General features: G+C 61.3%; 16 protein-coding genes, 1 tRNA gene and 1 pseudogene. 8 read left to right on the top strand and 10 right to left on the bottom strand.

The features are described 5' to 3' along the window. Positions 1 to 1,128: S-(hydroxymethyl)glutathione dehydrogenase/class III alcohol dehydrogenase (locus EN914_RS05375; protein WP_127219264.1), on the top strand; the 1,128-nt coding region annotated here is incomplete at its 5' end. A 334-nt stretch (positions 1,129 to 1,462) separates the two neighbouring features. After that, positions 1,463 to 1,864 (top strand): annotated as a pseudogene (locus EN914_RS05370) (alpha/beta hydrolase-fold protein); the annotation flags it as partial. Between the two features lie 182 nt (positions 1,865 to 2,046). Here EN914_RS05370 and EN914_RS05365 read toward each other — a convergent pair. Further along, positions 2,047 to 2,123, bottom strand: a tRNA-Met gene (locus EN914_RS05365). Positions 2,124 to 2,363: 240 nt separating this feature from the next. Between EN914_RS05365 and EN914_RS05360 the strand changes: the two genes are divergently transcribed. Then, entirely contained in the window at positions 2,364 to 3,329 is a 966-nt protein-coding gene (locus EN914_RS05360; RefSeq protein WP_024504501.1) for a Gfo/Idh/MocA family protein, read from the top strand. 56 nt (positions 3,330 to 3,385) lie between these two features. On the opposite strand, the gene mnmA is transcribed toward EN914_RS05360, so the two are convergent. After that, positions 3,386 to 4,576 carry a tRNA 2-thiouridine(34) synthase MnmA gene (mnmA, locus tag EN914_RS05355; protein ID WP_013529903.1) on the bottom strand — a complete coding sequence of 397 codons (1,191 nt, stop codon included), beginning with the start codon at positions 4,574 to 4,576 and terminating at the stop codon, positions 3,386 to 3,388. A 289-nt stretch (positions 4,577 to 4,865) separates the two neighbouring features. Here mnmA and EN914_RS05350 point away from each other — a divergent pair, with 289 nt between their 5' ends. After that, positions 4,866 to 5,141: a DUF1153 domain-containing protein gene (locus tag EN914_RS05350; protein WP_013529904.1), complete on the top strand. Its 276-nt coding sequence runs from the start codon at positions 4,866 to 4,868 to the stop codon at positions 5,139 to 5,141. Between the two features lie 69 nt (positions 5,142 to 5,210). Here EN914_RS05350 and EN914_RS05345 read toward each other — a convergent pair whose 3' ends face one another. Continuing rightward, entirely contained in the window at positions 5,211 to 6,137 is a 927-nt protein-coding gene (locus tag EN914_RS05345; RefSeq protein WP_024504502.1) for an NADP-dependent oxidoreductase, read from the bottom strand. A 90-nt stretch (positions 6,138 to 6,227) separates the two neighbouring features. Between EN914_RS05345 and EN914_RS05340 the strand changes: the two genes are divergently transcribed. Further along, positions 6,228 to 6,626: a helix-turn-helix domain-containing protein gene (locus EN914_RS05340; RefSeq protein ID WP_013529906.1), complete on the top strand. Its 399-nt coding sequence runs from the start codon at positions 6,228 to 6,230 to the stop codon at positions 6,624 to 6,626. A 98-nt stretch (positions 6,627 to 6,724) separates the two neighbouring features. Here the strand turns inward: EN914_RS05340 and EN914_RS05335 are convergent, their stop codons facing one another. Beyond that, positions 6,725 to 7,102, bottom strand: coding sequence for a flagellar export protein FliJ (locus EN914_RS05335; protein ID WP_013529907.1), 378 nt, complete (start codon positions 7,100 to 7,102; stop codon positions 6,725 to 6,727). Positions 7,103 to 7,554: 452 nt separating this feature from the next. Here EN914_RS05335 and ctrA point away from each other — a divergent pair, with 452 nt between their 5' ends. Continuing rightward, a complete protein-coding gene (gene ctrA, locus EN914_RS05330) occupies positions 7,555 to 8,250 on the top strand; it encodes a response regulator transcription factor CtrA (RefSeq protein ID WP_006203583.1) in 696 nt (231 codons plus the stop codon). A 104-nt stretch (positions 8,251 to 8,354) separates the two neighbouring features. Here the strand turns inward: ctrA and EN914_RS05325 are convergent, their stop codons facing one another. Both EN914_RS05325 and chpT read right to left on the bottom strand, forming a co-directional pair. Next, complete coding sequence (locus tag EN914_RS05325) at positions 8,355 to 8,759, bottom strand: PleD family two-component system response regulator (RefSeq protein ID WP_024504503.1); 405 nt, start codon at positions 8,757 to 8,759, stop codon at positions 8,355 to 8,357. A gap of 238 nt (positions 8,760 to 8,997) precedes the next feature. After that, positions 8,998 to 9,627, bottom strand: a complete 630-nt coding sequence (gene chpT, locus EN914_RS05320) for a histidine phosphotransferase ChpT (protein WP_127389020.1) — start codon at positions 9,625 to 9,627, stop codon at positions 8,998 to 9,000. A 391-nt stretch (positions 9,628 to 10,018) separates the two neighbouring features. Here chpT and EN914_RS05315 point away from each other — a divergent pair, with 391 nt between their 5' ends. Beyond that, entirely contained in the window at positions 10,019 to 10,555 is a 537-nt protein-coding gene (locus EN914_RS05315) for a DUF1134 domain-containing protein (RefSeq protein ID WP_224621527.1), read from the top strand. A 176-nt stretch (positions 10,556 to 10,731) separates the two neighbouring features. Further along, complete coding sequence (locus EN914_RS05310) at positions 10,732 to 11,868, top strand: hypothetical protein (RefSeq protein WP_024504506.1); 1,137 nt, start codon at positions 10,732 to 10,734, stop codon at positions 11,866 to 11,868. Positions 11,869 to 11,960: 92 nt separating this feature from the next. On the opposite strand, the gene EN914_RS05305 is transcribed toward EN914_RS05310, so the two are convergent. The 4 genes from EN914_RS05305 to EN914_RS05290 all read right to left on the bottom strand — a co-directional run. After that, on the bottom strand, positions 11,961 to 12,776 hold the full coding sequence (locus tag EN914_RS05305; protein ID WP_024504507.1) for an RNA methyltransferase: 816 nt from the start codon (positions 12,774 to 12,776) through the stop codon (positions 11,961 to 11,963). Positions 12,777 to 12,941: 165 nt separating this feature from the next. Continuing rightward, positions 12,942 to 13,286 (bottom strand): helix-turn-helix transcriptional regulator, encoded by a 345-nt coding sequence (locus tag EN914_RS05300; protein ID WP_013529913.1) that lies wholly within the window; start codon positions 13,284 to 13,286, stop codon positions 12,942 to 12,944. 152 nt (positions 13,287 to 13,438) lie between these two features. Beyond that, positions 13,439 to 14,218 (bottom strand): HugZ family protein, encoded by a 780-nt coding sequence (locus EN914_RS05295; protein WP_024504508.1) that lies wholly within the window; start codon positions 14,216 to 14,218, stop codon positions 13,439 to 13,441. A gap of 31 nt (positions 14,219 to 14,249) precedes the next feature. Continuing rightward, positions 14,250 to 15,196, bottom strand: a 947-nt coding sequence (locus EN914_RS05290) for a CaiB/BaiF CoA-transferase family protein (protein ID WP_164778658.1), incomplete at its 5' end; no start/stop codon positions are given.

Below are 15,196 nucleotides of genomic sequence, written 5' to 3'. Positions count from 1 at the left end.
ATGAAAACCCGCGCCGCTGTCGCTGTTGCCGCCGGAAAGCCGCTGGAGATCATGGAGGTCGACCTCGAGGGCCCGCGCGAGGGCGAAGTGCTGGTCGAGATCAAGGCGACAGGCATTTGCCACACCGACGAATTCACACTGTCGGGCGCCGATCCGGAAGGTCTGTTTCCGGCCATCCTCGGCCATGAAGGCGCCGGCGTGGTGGTCGATGTCGGCAAGGGTGTCACCTCGCTCAAGAAGGGCGACCACGTCATCCCGCTCTATACGCCCGAATGCCGCCAGTGCCCGTCCTGCCTGTCGAGAAAGACGAACCTCTGCACGGCGATCCGCGCCACGCAGGGCCGGGGGCTGATGCCCGATGGTTCATCGCGCTTCTCGATCGGCAAGGACAAGATCTTTCACTATATGGGCTGCTCGACCTTCTCCAACTTCACCGTGCTGCCCGAGATCGCACTGGCCAAGGTCAATCCCGACGCGCCCTTCGACAAGATCTGCTACATCGGCTGCGGCGTCACCACCGGCATCGGTGCCGTGATCAACACCGCCAAGGTCGAGATCGGCGCCACCGCGGTCGTCTTCGGCCTCGGCGGCATCGGCCTCAATGTCATCCAGGGCCTGAAGCTTGCCGGCGCCGACATGATCATCGGCGTCGATTTGAACAACGACAAGAAGGAGTGGGGCGAGCGCTTCGGCATGACGCATTTCGTCAATCCGAAGGAGATCGACGGCGATGTCGTGCCCTACCTCGTCAACATGACCAAGCGTGGCGCCGACCAGATCGGCGGCGCCGACTACACATTCGACTGCACGGGCAGCACCAAGGTCATGCGTCAGGCGCTCGAAGCCTCGCATCGCGGCTGGGGCAAGTCGGTGGTCATCGGCGTTGCCGGCGCCGGCCAGGAGATCTCGACCAGGCCGTTCCAGCTGGTCACCGGCCGCACCTGGATGGGCACCGCCTTCGGCGGCGCGCGCGGCCGCACCGATGTGCCGAAGATCGTCGACTGGTACATGGACGGCAAGATCCAGATCGACCCGATGATCACCCACACGCTCAAGCTCGAGGACATCAACAAGGGTTTCGATCTCATGCATGAGGGCAAATCGATCAGAAGCGTCGTGGTTTACTGACCGGCTCACACGACACGCCCGCGTAGAAGGCTCTGTGTTCCCAAAATACCGTGCCTCCCCGACATCGGGCGTTAGGCCGGCGGCGCGACTGACATTCCGGATGTCCGCGCCGCCGGTCGGTTCGACCCCACCTGATCCGCCCGGGTTGCCGCGATCAATGTCGATGCCGTAGACACCGGCCCATTGGTGTTTGAAATCCGTGGAGAGGGAATATGCCGGAACCCATGAAGACCATCTCCCAGGCAAAATCCCATGGCGGAGTGCAGGGCATCTATTCGCACCTGTCGACGAGTTGCTGCTGCGACATGACGTTTGCCGTTTTCGTGCCTCCACAGGCCCGGGAAACGGCGGACACGGCGCGCTGACGATTGCTCTGAAAAACCCGCAGCGGTTCAGGAGTTGCTCGGCATTTGCGCCGATCGTGCAGCCAAGCGCTGCCGGCTGATCAAGGCCGGCTTTCGAAAAATATCTCGGCACGGATGAGGCCTCGTGGCGGGCCTACGACGCTACTTCGCTTGTTGAAGACGGGCGCCGCTTCCCGGAATTTCTCGTCGATCAGGGAACATCGGACGGGTTCCTGAATGACGGGCTGAGACCCTGGCTTTTGGAGGCGGCCTGCGCCAAAGCCGGCATTCCGCTGACGTTGCGCATGCAAGACGGATACGACCATTCGTATTTCTTCATTTCGACATTCATGGACGACCATTTGAGATGGCATGCGGAACGGCTTGCATAGCTCGAGGTCCGAGCGATGCAATCGGATTAATCCTCGTCCAAGCGAGGAACGCGTTACTCTTTCTCGTGTCTACCGGGGCGAGGAACACGATGGCGCCGCATTGAAATTATTGAACAATTTCAACCGGAAGCGCTACCAACGCGTGTAATTTTTTTAGCCATTTCCATGGTTTAACTGGATTTTGGTAGCGGGAGAGGGACTTGAACCCCCGACCCCAGGATTATGATTCCCGTGCTCTAACCAACTGAGCTACCCCGCCAGGGCGGCGAAAGGCCCGAAATCCACCTCAAATCGAAGGGCATGTCGGGGGCGTTCGCCAAGGTCGCGCGGATATAAGGTTGGGAGGGTGAGCCTGTCAAGCTTCGAAGCAACCGGCTTGCCGGCTTATCGTCATTATCGAAAAGCTTTGCCGCGGCGACATTTGGTTGTCGCCGCCGGGGTTGAGTTCGAAGGGGCACGTCGCTATGTCTCGGCCACGAGTTTTTAGAGTTTGAAACAGATGAAGCCGCGCATAGCAGTCCTCGGTTGCGGATACTGGGGCAGCAACCACATCCGCACTCTCAAGGCGCTCGGCGCGCTGCACGCGGTCTCCGATACCAACCGGGCCCGCGCGGAAGGCTTTGCCAGCGAGCAGGACTGCCTGGCGATCGAGCCGGACCAGTTGTTCGTCCGTGACGATATCGACGCCATCGTCATGGCGCTGCCGCCGCAATTCCATGCCGACCTTGCGGTACGTGCCGTCGAGAGCGGCAAAGACGTGCTGGTGGAAAAGCCGATCGCGCTGACGGTGGCGGATGCCGAGCGTGCGGTGCAGGCGGCCAAGGACAATGGCCGCGTCTTCATGGTTGGCCATGTCCTGCGGTTCCACCCCGCCTTCGAGACGCTGAAGGGGCTGATCGACAAGGGCGAACTCGGGGAGGTCCGCTACATCCACTCTCACCGGCTCGGCCTCGGCAAGTTCCACACAGAGAACGACGCGCTGTGGGACCTGGCGCCGCACGATCTGTCGATGATCCTGGCGATCACCGGCACGGAGCCGATCGAGGTGCGCGGCGAGGGGGCCGCCCTGCTCGATAATCTCAGCGACTTCGCGCATCTGCACATGCGCTTCCCCAACGGCCTGCGCAGCCATCTCTTCACCTCGCGTCTCAATCCCTATCGCGAGCGGCGGCTGACCGTGGTCGGCACCAAGGCAATGGCGGTGTTCGACGACGTCGAGCCATGGGAACGCAAGCTGGCCGTCTACCGCCACGCGGTGTGGCAGGACAGCGGCCAATGGGCCTTCACCACCAATGAGCCGTCCTATGTCGCGGTTGCCCAGGGCATGCCGCTGACGCGCGAGCTGGAGCATTTCATCCAGTGCATCGAGACGCGTGCCGAACCGCGTACCAGCGGCGAGGAAGCGATCAGGGTGCTGCGCATCCTGACCGCCGGCACGGTCACCCACACCAAGTCGAATTCCTGAAGCGCGGATTATTCGGCAGGAAACTTATTCGGCAAGAATCTTATTCCGCGGGAATCTTATTCCGCGGGAATCTGGGCCGGCCGGGCGGCAAGCCGGGTCAGCATGGCCTCGGCCTCGGCGCCACGCTCCGAACGCTCGATGAAGCCGCCGCCGAACACGCGGGCCTCGTTGCCGTCATCGGAGTAGAGCACGCAGGCCTGGCCCGGCGCGATGCCGGACTCGCCGTCGACCAGCTCCACCCATGTGGCACCGGCACGATGATGCAGCACGGCCGGGCGCGGCGGCCGCGTCGAGCGGACCTTGGCGAACAGTTCCAGGCCGCCGGCAGGGACGTCTGTGAGCGGTCCGTCGCCCAGCCAGTTCATATTGCGCAGATAGATCTTGTGCGTCTCCAGCGCCTCGCGCGGGCCAACCACGACGCGAGCCCGGTCGGCATCGAGATGGACGACGTAAAGCGGCTCGCCGGAAGCGATGCCGATGCCACGGCGCTGGCCGATCGTGTAGCGCAGGATGCCCTCATGGCGGCCGAGCACGCGACCGTCGATGTGGACGATGTCGCCCGGATTGGCCGCAGTTGGCTTCAGCTTGGCGATGATGTCGGAATACTTGCCCTGCGGCACGAAGCAGATGTCCTGGCTGTCCTGCTTGGCGGCAACCGCCAGCCCCATCTCCTCGGCGATGGCGCGAACCTGAGGCTTCGACAGGCCGCCGAGGGGAAAGCGCAGATAATCGATCTGCGCCTGCGTGGTGGCGAACAGGAAGTAGCTCTGGTCACGGTCGGCGTCGACCGGACGGTAGAGCGCGCGCTGGGCGCCATTGGCGCCGGAACGGATGTAGTGGCCGGTGGCCAGCGCGTCGGCGCCGAGCTCCTTGGCGGTGGCCAGGAGGTCGGCGAACTTCACCGTCTGGTTGCAGGAAACGCACGGGATCGGCGTCTCGCCGGCGACGTAGCTTTCGGCGAAGGGATCGATGACCGCCTTGCGGAAGCGTTCCTCGTAGTCGAGCACATAATGGGGGATGCCGAGCGTCTCGGAGACACGGCGGGCATCGTCGATGTCCTGCCCCGCGCAGCATGAGCCGGCCCGGTGCGTCGCCGCGCCGTGGTCGTAGAGCTGCAAGGTGACGCCGACGACGTCGTAGCCCTCGCGTTTCAGCAGGCCGGCGACGACCGATGAATCGACACCGCCGGACATGGCGACGACGATGCGGGTGTTTTCGGGACGTCCGGGAAGATCGAGACTGTTCATGATGCTTTCGTTCTGCGCGGCGCCTCAATGCCAATGTCGAGAATATAGGTCAAGCTTTACCGGCGCGCCAGCGTGCAGGGCGATTCACCGTTTGTGGCCGATCTTCGCCAAGGGATGCATTTTCCCCCGGCAAATCAGGGTTTGCGGGCAGATGTTTCAAATGCCGGCGAAAAGACTAACGCGGCGTTCATGATCCTTACCTAGTCATTAGGGTCTGCTTAGGCAATTTTTAAAGCTGTGGCGGTAACGTGGCGGGGATTGGGTCTTTGAGTTTTTTGTAGAGAGTACGATGACCGATCTGGTTAGACCGAGAGTCAAATATGTTATCGGGCCTGACGGCAGCCCTCTTACGATTGCCGATCTGCCGCCGACCAATACACGTCGCTGGGTTATCCGGCGTAAGGCGGAAGTGGTTGCGGCCGTGCGCGGCGGGCTTTTGAGCCTGGACGAGGCATGCCAACGCTACAAGCTCACCACCGAGGAATTCCTGTCCTGGCAGGCGTCGATCGACGAATACGGCCTTGCCGGGCTGCGCACGACACGCATCCAGCAATACCGGCACTGACCATTGCGAATTTAGATGAAGGGCGCGGCTAACTCCGCGCCCTTCTGTTTTTCACGGTCACCGTTCCGCTCAGAGCGACAGCACAACCTTGCCGATCGGCTTGGTGGCAAGGAAGGCGTGAGCGGCCCCCGCCTGGTCCAGTGGGAAGCTCTTCGCCACATGGACGGTGAGCTTGTTGGCATCGATCAACCGAGCCAGTTCCAGCAGGCCCTCCCTGTCGGGGAAGACCGACATACGCTCGACCCGAATATCGCGCGCACTGGCGTGCGCCCTTGTGTCGTCGCTGACATCGAGCAGTGACACCAGCACGCCGCCACGCTTGAGCACCTTCAGCGAGCGTTGGGCGTGGTCGCCGCCCATTGGATCCAGCACCAGATCGATGTCGCGAACCTGATCGGTGAAATCGCCCTTGGTGTAGTCGATGACCTCGTCGGCGCCGAGGTTGCGGACGAAATCGAGCTTGCCCGGGCTGGCCGTGGCGACGACGTAGGCGCCGCGCGCCTTGGCGATCTGCACCGCTAGATGACCGACGCCGCCGGCTCCCGCATGCACCAATACGCGCTGCCCCGATTTCAGCCCGCCGTGGCGAACAAGCCCTTGCCAGGCGGTGAGGCCGGCCAGCGGCAAGGCGCCTGCCTCGAGGTGGCCCGCGCCCTTCGGCTTCAGTGTGATTTGATCGGCAGGTACGGCAACCAACTCGGCATAGGCGGCGGCCTGCTTGGGAAAGCGCGGCATCCCGAACACCTCGTCGCCGATCTTGAAGCCGGTGACGCCGGCGCCGAGTGCTTCGACAGTTCCCGAGATATCCCAACCCAGGATGAAGGGCGGCTCGCCGAGCAAGGGGTAGTAGCCGGCACGGACGGCGCCATCGACCGGATTGATGCCCGCTGCCTTGACACCGACCAGCACTTCGCCGGCCTCTGGCGTGGGATCGGGCTGATCGGCGATGACAAGGACGTCGGGTCCGCCGACGGAATTCTGGATAGCGGCACGCATTGAGATATCTCCTGCTCGGTTGATGCCACTATCATTTGGATAGTAATAGTCCCTTGTCCAGTATGTACCTTTCTGATACATACGCACCTCATGGATAGTGAAGATGATTGCGGTTTCGGCTATGACGCGTTCCGGCGAACGTGTCCTTCGCACACGGTGCTGGAGATGCTGGCCAGCAAATGGGTCTATCTGGTGGTTTGCGCGCTGCGCAAAGGCCGGCTGCGCAATGGCGAGCTTGCCCGGAAGCTTGACGGCATCACGCCGAAGATGCTGACCCAGACGCTGCGCGTGCTCGAGCGCGACGGATTGGTACGGCGCGAGATCTTTCCGGTCATTCCGCCGCGCGTCGAATATGAATTGACCGAGCTCGGTCAGAACCTGGCGGGACTGCTTACCCAGATCAGGTCATGGGCGGAGCAGCATGCGCCGGATATCAAGGATGCCCGTGCAAGGGCAATTGCTGAGAATGAAGGGGATTGGGCCGCGTAGGGCGGTTTTCAATTTTTCTGGGCGTATTCCCGCCGGGCCGCAAGCCGCGACAATGCGCCAGCCCGATGGCGAGCGTTGACGTCGCCAGGGGCAGGGTTTTAGCCGATCATGGCGCTGCGGCCACCGACTTCGGCTTCGCGGATCTTCGTGTCGCGCGATTCCAGCATTTCCGCTTTGGAAAGCTCCGCTTCAGCTTCGCCGAGTAATGATTCGGCGGCGCTTCGCTGCTGGGCGAGGTCGCTTTGGGAATTCCTGAGATTGTCGCGGCGCAGGCGAGCCGCCTTGGCGAAGGTCGGATAGGCGAAATGGTTGATGTCGGTGATGCCGGCCTTCTTCTCCTCGGCGGTAATCTGAAGCTCCAGCTCGACGGCCATGCGTTCGAACTCGGCGATCATCATGTCGAGCTGCAGCAGCTGCCGCCGCTTCTCATTCACCTGAAACTGTTTCAGCCGAACGAGGTTTTCACGTGACTTCATGATTCGGTACTCCCGGAAACGCACACCCGCACTTATCGTCCAAACCACCTGGAAACGCCCAGGCCGCACCCGTGTCCACCGGCTTTCCCCCAACTATGGGAAACAAAACCCTAAAGTTTTTTGCCGGCGGTAACCATTCGTTTACGGGCATTGTTAATCATACGGGTCAGGACTTAAGGCCGGGTAAAAATTCCGGCCACCGATGCGGAAGCGACGTCGATGAGTCCCTGGAGTCGCTTAGTCCAGGTTGTTAATGTGTTGCATTAGGAATTTGGTTCTGAGATTCGTTATTAGATTCAAGAGGGTGTAGAAAGAGGTTAAAAAATCTGGTACCGTCATGGACGGGAAATTAGGATTTGTTAACCATTCAATGGCAGCCTCTGCACAAGGCAACCACTGCTCCGGGTCCGGACGGGTCGTGAAATGGTCCGGCAGCAGAAAAGGGGAATAAAATGCGTGTTCTGCTGATAGAAGATGACAGTGCAACCGCACAAAGCATCGAACTGATGCTGAAATCGGAAAGTTTCAACGTCTACACGACCGATCTCGGTGAAGAGGGCGTCGATCTAGGCAAGCTCTACGACTACGATATCATTCTTCTCGACCTCAACCTGCCTGACATGTCAGGCTACGAGGTCTTGAGAACGCTTCGCCTTTCCAAGGTCAAAACACCTATTCTCATCCTCTCCGGCATGGCCGGCATCGAGGACAAGGTGCGCGGCCTCGGCTTCGGCGCAGACGACTACATGACCAAGCCATTCCACAAGGACGAGCTGGTTGCCCGCATTCATGCCATCGTGCGGCGCTCCAAGGGCCACGCCCAGTCGGTCATCACCACCGGCGACCTGGTGGTCAACCTCGATGCCAAGACAGTCGAAGTCGGCGGCCAGCGCGTGCACCTGACCGGCAAGGAATACCAGATGCTGGAGTTGCTCTCGCTACGCAAGGGCACCACGTTGACCAAGGAAATGTTCCTCAACCACCTCTATGGCGGCATGGACGAGCCTGAGCTGAAAATCATCGACGTCTTCATCTGCAAGCTGCGCAAAAAGCTCGACGCGGCATCGGGCGGTCAGAACTACATCGAAACGGTCTGGGGTCGCGGCTATGTGCTGCGCGAACCGGAAGACATTCGCGTCAGCGCCTGAGCGACGAATCGTTCGAATCTTTTCAATAAAAAACCCGGCTTCGGCCGGGTTTTTGCATGATGGGCTGGTAACGGTCTGCTTTTGGGCTTCCGAGCAGAAGACCGTCACGCACTTTTTCTGGAGTTGCTCAAGGATGCCGAATCAGGTGCGCTCTTCAAGGTGCGAAAGCGCTCGAGCAGCTGCGGGCGGTTGAACGGCTTCAAGAGATAGCCCTGGGCTCCGGCTCGCTTGGCCCGCATGATCGAAGCAATATCGAGCTCGACCAGGGAAATCAGGATCTGCGGCCTTATCGGGCTCTCCATGGCGCGGACGCGACGGATGAGATCGACTGCCGGTACGTCGGGCAAGGCGCCATCGACGACGATGATGTCGGGCATGTCGGCGGCGCACATCTCCAGCGCGTCAAGTCCGCTGGCGGCCTCGATGACAATCATTTCGGAGCCGCCCAGGATGCGTTTTGCAACCTTCCTGATAACGCTTGAATCGTCGACGAACATGCAGCGTTTCATTTCCGGGTCCTCTTTGCCTTCTGGCAGTCCGGTAGCGTCGGGGGCATCCAGGACGCACCATAGGCCAATCTGGTAAAGAAGCCGAAAAGGCGTTAGGTAAAATTTTTACAAAGATGGGCAGGTGCCTACTTTTATTCACGAATGCTTTGGCACCGCCTGAACGACCAGACGCATCTCAAGTCGATGAGCTGGAATTACAGCGTTAAATGAAAAAATACTTCGCTTTATCGGCTGCGCATCAGGCCGCCGAAAGCACGATTTCTTCCGGCGTCGCGTGGATCGATATCGTATGCCGTCTTCTGCTTGAAAAAAAAAACGTGTAATAGGGCTGCACGGAATGCGCGTCGATCGGCTCCTCCGGCTTGTGGCCGGAATGCAGTTCGAGGAATTTCGGCGGCACACGCAGCATCGGGCAAGCCGACGCAAGCGCGAAACGCGGTTCGGTCTCAAGGTTTTCCAGCGTCACGGAAAGCTTGCCGCCGCGCGGAATGGCGGCATTGGCGACGAGGATCAGGTTGAGCAGCAGCTTGACCTTGTTCTTGGGCAGCAACGCGCGGGGCCCGTTCCAGGTCAGTTCCGGCTTTTCGTTCTTGAGGAAGGCGATGGCGACCGCTTCGGCATCGCCGGTATCGATCAACATGCCGGCCGAACCGGCGGCACCGAAGGCGATGCGGGCGAACTGAAGGCGGGCCGAAGCGTTGCGGGCGCTCTGGCGGATTAGCTTCATGGCGTCCTCATCGGCGCCGCCTTCATCAAGCAATTCGAGCCCGTTGTTGATCGCGCCGACCGGCGAGATGATATCGTGGCAGACCCGGCTGCACAAAAGCGCTGCCAGATCGGGTGCGGAAAGGGTGAACAGATCGGCCATCGGCGAAAAATCCCTGCAAAATCTCACAACTCATGGCCGGGCGATCGATCGTCGCCTGCCACACGAATCACGCACTCTCTCCTCAGGCTTTCTGAATACACAGCGCCCGTGCGTGCAGCAACAAATCCAAATTGTGGTTGTGGCAAATGGCGTGTGCACGCAGGCTGCCGACCCCAATTGAGCGACCCCAAACAGCCTTCGAACCGCCATGTTCATGTGAGAGCTTAATGGTTGAAAAAGGATTACGGCATAATTTGCCCCTAACAGTTACCCTTAACGGCCGGCTAAAAGAGCCGTACGGGGTGCGAGGCGTCGGCGAAGGTGCTCCCTGACGGAGATTGGAAGCATGTTTTCCCGATACTACGACCGGAGCTTTCTCCGTGTCTTCTCAATGGCGGTCACGCTCCTGGGCGTTCTCGTCTTCTCGACTTCAGCCCTGCGGGCCCAGGAATACACCGCTCAGGAGATTGTCGATTCCGGTCACAAATTTTTTGGCGCCACATCGGGCGGACTCGCCACGGTGATCGAGAAGATTTTTGCCTCCTACGGCCTGCCCAACGGCTATCTGCTGGGCGAAGAGGGCTCCGGTGCGCTGATCGGTGGCCTGACCTATGGCGAAGGCACGCTCTACACCAAGAATGCCGGCGACCACAAAGTGTTCTGGCAAGGCCCGTCGCTCGGCTGGGATTTCGGCGGCGAGGGGTCGCGGGTGATGATGCTGGTCTACAATCTCGATGATGTGGGCAGCCTCTACAACCGCTATGGCGGCGTTGCCGGTTCAGCCTATGTGGTGGCGGGCGTCGGCTTCAACGTGCTGAAGAACAACAATGTTCTCCTGGTGCCGATCCGCACCGGCGTCGGTGCTCGGCTCGGCGTCAATCTCGGCTATCTGAAGCTTACCGAGCGGGCCACCTGGAATCCGTTCTAGGCTGAAGTCCTTGACTGTCGTTGTCCAAATCCGGGACCGCTTTTGGGTCGACATGCATTAAACTCGTAGCGTTGCGGCAAACCCTTGCCGCAACGCTGGATTTCCGCCATGTCAACGTGGCACAGTCAAAGCGCTCTATGCGCTTTTGATGCTTGCCGGCCACAACGGGTAGTCACTTGGTCCAGTCGGTCCTGTTCTTCGTCCTCGGCTTTCTCTGCGCTGGCTTTCTGGCGCTCATGGTGGCTCCGGCCATATGGCGTCGTGCGGTCGCGCTTACACGCAAACGCATCGAATCCTCGATCCCTCTGACGCAGACCGAAATCCAGGCGGACAAGGATCGCATCCGCGCCGAATACGCCATGACGACGCGCCGCCTGGAAATCAGCGTCAAGGCGTTGCGTGAGAAGGCGGCCGAACAACTGGTCGAGATCAATCGCGGTCGCGAGGCCATGAAGGGCCTGGCGGTCGAGCGGACGGACAAGAACCAGGCGCTGACCGAGCTGGGCGCGAAGAACGAAGCGCTGCGTCAGCGAGAGGGCGAGTTGCAGCAGCTTTCGGAGCGTCTGAAGGAAACCGAACGCAAGCTGGAAAAGCGCGCCCTTGAGCTGGAAAAGCTGGAGCGCATGTATGACGACGCCAGTTTTTCCTCGAGCAGCCGGCAGATCGAGCTCGTGGCGCGAGAGTCCGAAATGCAGAAACTCGCCAGTGACATTGCGATGCTGCGCGGCCAGCGCAAGGAAGCCGACAGGCGCGGCCAGGAAATCGCGGCCGAAAGCAAGGCCGCGCGGGACGCCCTGAAAGCCGAGAAGAAAAAGACCGCCGAGCTCGACAAGAAGGTCGAACGGCTGCTGGCCACACTTGCCGATCGAGAAGACAAACTCGATCGCCGCGAAAAGGAACTGGCACGCATGCGCGAAAGATCGAAATCCGAGGACAGCGCGCCAGCCTTGCGGCTGGTCGGCAAGGGCGGCGATGTCGCGAGGAGCGATGATTTCGACAAGGCAATCGCCAAGCTCGACAGCGACCGTGAGCAGCTCGAGGCGAGGCTGACGGCGCTGGCGCGCGAGAACAAACGGCTGAAGGCGGATCTCACCGCACTGGCCGCCTCCAAGGCCACTGACAGCAGCTCCGCCTTGCGCGAGCAGATGAACGAGCTGGCGGCGGAGGTCGTCCATCTGACGGCCAAGCTCGAGGGGCCTGGTTCGCCGATCGCCATGGCATTGGCGGTACCGTCGGACGCACGCTCCGGCAACGGTGACCGCAGTCTTGCCGACCGCGTGCGCGCGCTGCAGAAGGCTGACGCGACAAGCTGAGATCAGGTCTCCTTAGAGCATTTCACCGTTTCACGGAAACGGCGAAATGCCCTAACTCTTTGCTTTGACGCAATTCTGGACGGAAAACCGCTTCACACTTTTCCTAGAATTGCTCTAGCCGAAAAATGATGCAGCGCGATGGCTGAAGCCGCGGCGACATTCAGGCTGTCGAAGCCTTCCGCCATGGTGATCCGCACGTCGTGCAGGCTTGCGAGCAGCTCGTCCGGCAAGCCTTCGCCCTCGGTGCCGAGATAGAGCGCCAGGCGCTCGCTGCGCTGCGCATCGCGGATGTCGGTCTTCCCGCGTGGCGAGAGCGCGAATTGTTCGAAGCCACGTCGGGCGAGCATCGTTGTGAAGCCGGCGGTGTCGGTGAACGATGCGAACGGGATCTTGAGCGCGGCGCCGACCGAAACGCGGATCGCCTTGCGATAGAGCGGGTCGCAGCACGTCGCATCCAGCAAAACCGCGTCAGCGCCAAAGGCGGCGGCGTTGCGGAAGATCGAGCCCACATTGTCATGGTTGGCGATGCCGACGAGCACCACGACCAGCGCACGAGGCGGCAAGCCATCGAGCAGGGCTTCGGCCGGCTGCGGCGCTCCCTTGCGGCCCATGGCCAGGATGCCGCGATGCATGTGAAATCCGGCGATTGCGTCCATCACAGCGCTGGTGGCCACATAGACCGGGAGGTCGGCGGGCGCCTTGCTCAGGATCTTGTCGAGACCCGCCAGCCGGTTTTCCAGGACGAGGGCCGATTCGGCGGCAAAGCGTCCAGTTGTGAGCAACAGGTCGAGCACCACCTTGCCTTCGGCGACGAAGCGGCCTTGCCGGCCGGCGAGGTCACGCTCGCGAATGTCGAGATAGGCAGCGACGCGCGGATCTTGCGGGTCGTCGATGCGAATGGGATCCATGCATTCCTCGCGACCGTCGCATCGGCCCCGAAAATCCGGACCGCTTCCCGGCGCTCACCTTGTTTGGAAAGCACGATGCGACAATTCGGGACAATCAGCCAGCTTTGTGCGCCCCAAATCGGCGCATGTCGCTCTGAATCACCGGCGAGATCGGCGGCTGTGTGGTCAGGTTCCAGCACGGCGCAAGCGGTGCGCCATCTGGGACAGGTCATCCTTGCCGCTGCCGAAAATGCCGTCCAGCATGACAAGCAGTTCTCGCACGGCGTCGGATTTGCAGGAGTAGTAAATCATCTGCCGGTCGCGGCGGGTGTCGACAAGGTCGAGCGCCCGCAACTTGGCGAGATGCTGGGACAGGGCGGATTGGCTGAGCATCACCTTCTCGGCTATGGCTCCCACCGACATTTCACCCTCGGCGAGGTAGCTCATGATCAACAGTCGCTTCTCATTGCCCATCAGCATGAGAAACTCTGCCGCCGATTCGGCGTTCACGATTAGCTTTGTCGAGACCATCGATCCCCCATGCTTCCTGTTCATCCCGACGCCATGGGGGCAATGGCGTCTGATTCCATAAATTCACTTATCGATCGGCGCTGGCGATTCAGCGTCACTAAAAGGTAGAGCATTTCACCTAAATCTCAAGTGTTGCTTTTGATCCAGCATAATTAAGTCTCAGTCCCGGCGTCGACAATGGCTCGGCCCGCCCTCGCCATATCGACCAGAACGTGCCGCAATTCACCTGCTGCGCCCAGAGGTTGCGGGTAAAAGACCCGGCAAGCATCGTCGCCCGACACCAGATCCATGCCATCGGCATCGAATCCGGCAATACGCCAGCCGTTGCCGGATACTTTGGCGAAATGCTGTGCGTAAACGGCGATCGCGTCGAGATGGTCGGCGTTCATGTGGTCGATGGCCGATTGTTCGCGCGCCGCGAGTTCCTCGACGACCGGTCCGCTGGCGAGCAGATCCGATCGGTCGAGCTGATAGGCCTTGCCGAAGCCGCCGTTGAGGCTGGCGCGTTGCGGATCGAGGCGAAAGATCGAAAAGTCACCGAGACCGGCGTAAAGTTTCGCCCTGGCATTGTGATTGAGGTAACGGCGCTCGGTGCGGGCGTGTTCGGCCGATCCGCGCTCGATCCTTACCGCCTGGCAGACCAGTGTCAGGCGCGGGTGCGCCAGCGGGTCGCCCTTGCCTGGTTCGCCGAGCAACAGGGAACAGCGCGGGTCGGCAAGCAGCGCGCCGGTGTGCGCCGAAAGCATCGACACCAGGATCAGCGGTGCGCCGTCGATGTCGGTGGCCACGCCAAGCCTGCTGGCCAGCGGCGAGCCGGTTTGCGGTTCGATCACCGCCAGGGCGCCAAAGCGGGCGCTGCGCAGAAGCGTCTTCGCCAGCCGGATCGCTTCGGCGTCCGTCTCACGGATCACGTCCTTCTTCGGCTCGTCCAAGGCAGCACCGCAGTAAGTTGATCTTTGTTCTCTAGTTATCGGTCAGCAAGCCGGATTTGACAAGGTCGTCGATCTCGGCTTTCGCAAAGCCGAAACGTGCCAGCATTGTCGACGGCAACAGATCCTCATCGCCGGGCATAGTGGCCAATGTCGGTTGCGAACTCGAGAAACGCGGGGCCGGGGCCGGGCGCTCAAATGCACCTGCCGTCACAGAGGCGTTGCGTGCCCGATTGTGCGGGTGGTGCTTTGCCTCTTGCAGCGACAGAACGGGTGCAACGCAGGCATCGGTTTGCGCGAACAACCGGTCCCAGTCGTCGCGTGGTTTCTGCCGGATCCGATCGGCAATGGCGGCGCGCATCGGCGGCCACAGGGCCTTGTCGTACTGGCCGGATGCAAAGCGCTCGTCGAGCGGCAGCAGCCTGGCGAATTCGGCGAAGAATTGCGGCTCGAGACAGCCGATGGCGATATGGCGTCCGTCCGACGTCTCATAGGTGTCGTAGAACGGGGCGCCGGAATCGAGCAGGTTCGCGCCGCGCTTGTCGCTCCACAAGCCGGCCGCCATCAAGGCGTGCAGGGGCACCGCCAGCATCGAGGCGCCGTCGACCATCGCGGCGTCGATGACTTCACCCTTGCCTGTGCGCGAACGTTGGAAAAGGGCGGCCAGCACGCCGGCAACCAGCATCATGGCGCCACCGCCATAGTCTGCAACGAGGTTGAGCGGCGGGACGGGACGGCCGTCGGCATGGCCGATGGCGTGCAGCACGCCGCTATAGGCGAGGTAGGTTATGTCATGGCCGGCGCGGCCGGCGAGCGGGCCGTCCTGGCCGAAGCCGGTCATACGGCCGTAGATCAGCGCCGGGTTACGCACCAGCACCGTTTCCGGGCCGAGGCCGAGCCGCTCCATGACGCCCGGGCGAAAGCCTTCGAGCAACATGTCCGCCTTTTCGGCAAGGCGCAGCAACAGATCGGTGCCTTCAC

The organism is Mesorhizobium sp. M7A.F.Ca.CA.001.08.2.1, assembly GCF_003998455.1.
GTDB lineage: Bacteria > Pseudomonadota > Alphaproteobacteria > Rhizobiales > Rhizobiaceae > Mesorhizobium > Mesorhizobium ciceri.
The sequence above is the reverse complement of the archived record's forward strand: the minus strand, read 5'-3'. Positions and strand labels throughout refer to the sequence as shown.

Coding starts and splice junctions, on each gene's coding strand:
- EN914_RS05350 (WP_013529904.1), top strand. CDS start 4,866: ATGACCGATCTGGTTAGACCGAGAGTCAAATATGTTATCGGGCCTGAC.
- mnmA (WP_013529903.1), bottom strand. CDS start 4,576: ATGAACAGTCTCGATCTTCCCGGACGTCCCGAAAACACCCGCATCGTC.
- EN914_RS05315 (WP_224621527.1), top strand. CDS start 10,019: ATGGCGGTCACGCTCCTGGGCGTTCTCGTCTTCTCGACTTCAGCCCTG.
- EN914_RS05360 (WP_024504501.1), top strand. CDS start 2,364: ATGAAGCCGCGCATAGCAGTCCTCGGTTGCGGATACTGGGGCAGCAAC.
- EN914_RS05340 (WP_013529906.1), top strand. CDS start 6,228: ATGGATAGTGAAGATGATTGCGGTTTCGGCTATGACGCGTTCCGGCGA.
- EN914_RS05325 (WP_024504503.1), bottom strand. CDS start 8,759: ATGAAACGCTGCATGTTCGTCGACGATTCAAGCGTTATCAGGAAGGTT.
- ctrA (WP_006203583.1), top strand. CDS start 7,555: ATGCGTGTTCTGCTGATAGAAGATGACAGTGCAACCGCACAAAGCATC.
- EN914_RS05300 (WP_013529913.1), bottom strand. CDS start 13,286: ATGGTCTCGACAAAGCTAATCGTGAACGCCGAATCGGCGGCAGAGTTT.
- EN914_RS05345 (WP_024504502.1), bottom strand. CDS start 6,137: ATGCGTGCCGCTATCCAGAATTCCGTCGGCGGACCCGACGTCCTTGTC.
- EN914_RS05335 (WP_013529907.1), bottom strand. CDS start 7,102: ATGAAGTCACGTGAAAACCTCGTTCGGCTGAAACAGTTTCAGGTGAAT.
- chpT (WP_127389020.1), bottom strand. CDS start 9,627: ATGGCCGATCTGTTCACCCTTTCCGCACCCGATCTGGCAGCGCTTTTG.
- EN914_RS05305 (WP_024504507.1), bottom strand. CDS start 12,776: ATGGATCCCATTCGCATCGACGACCCGCAAGATCCGCGCGTCGCTGCC.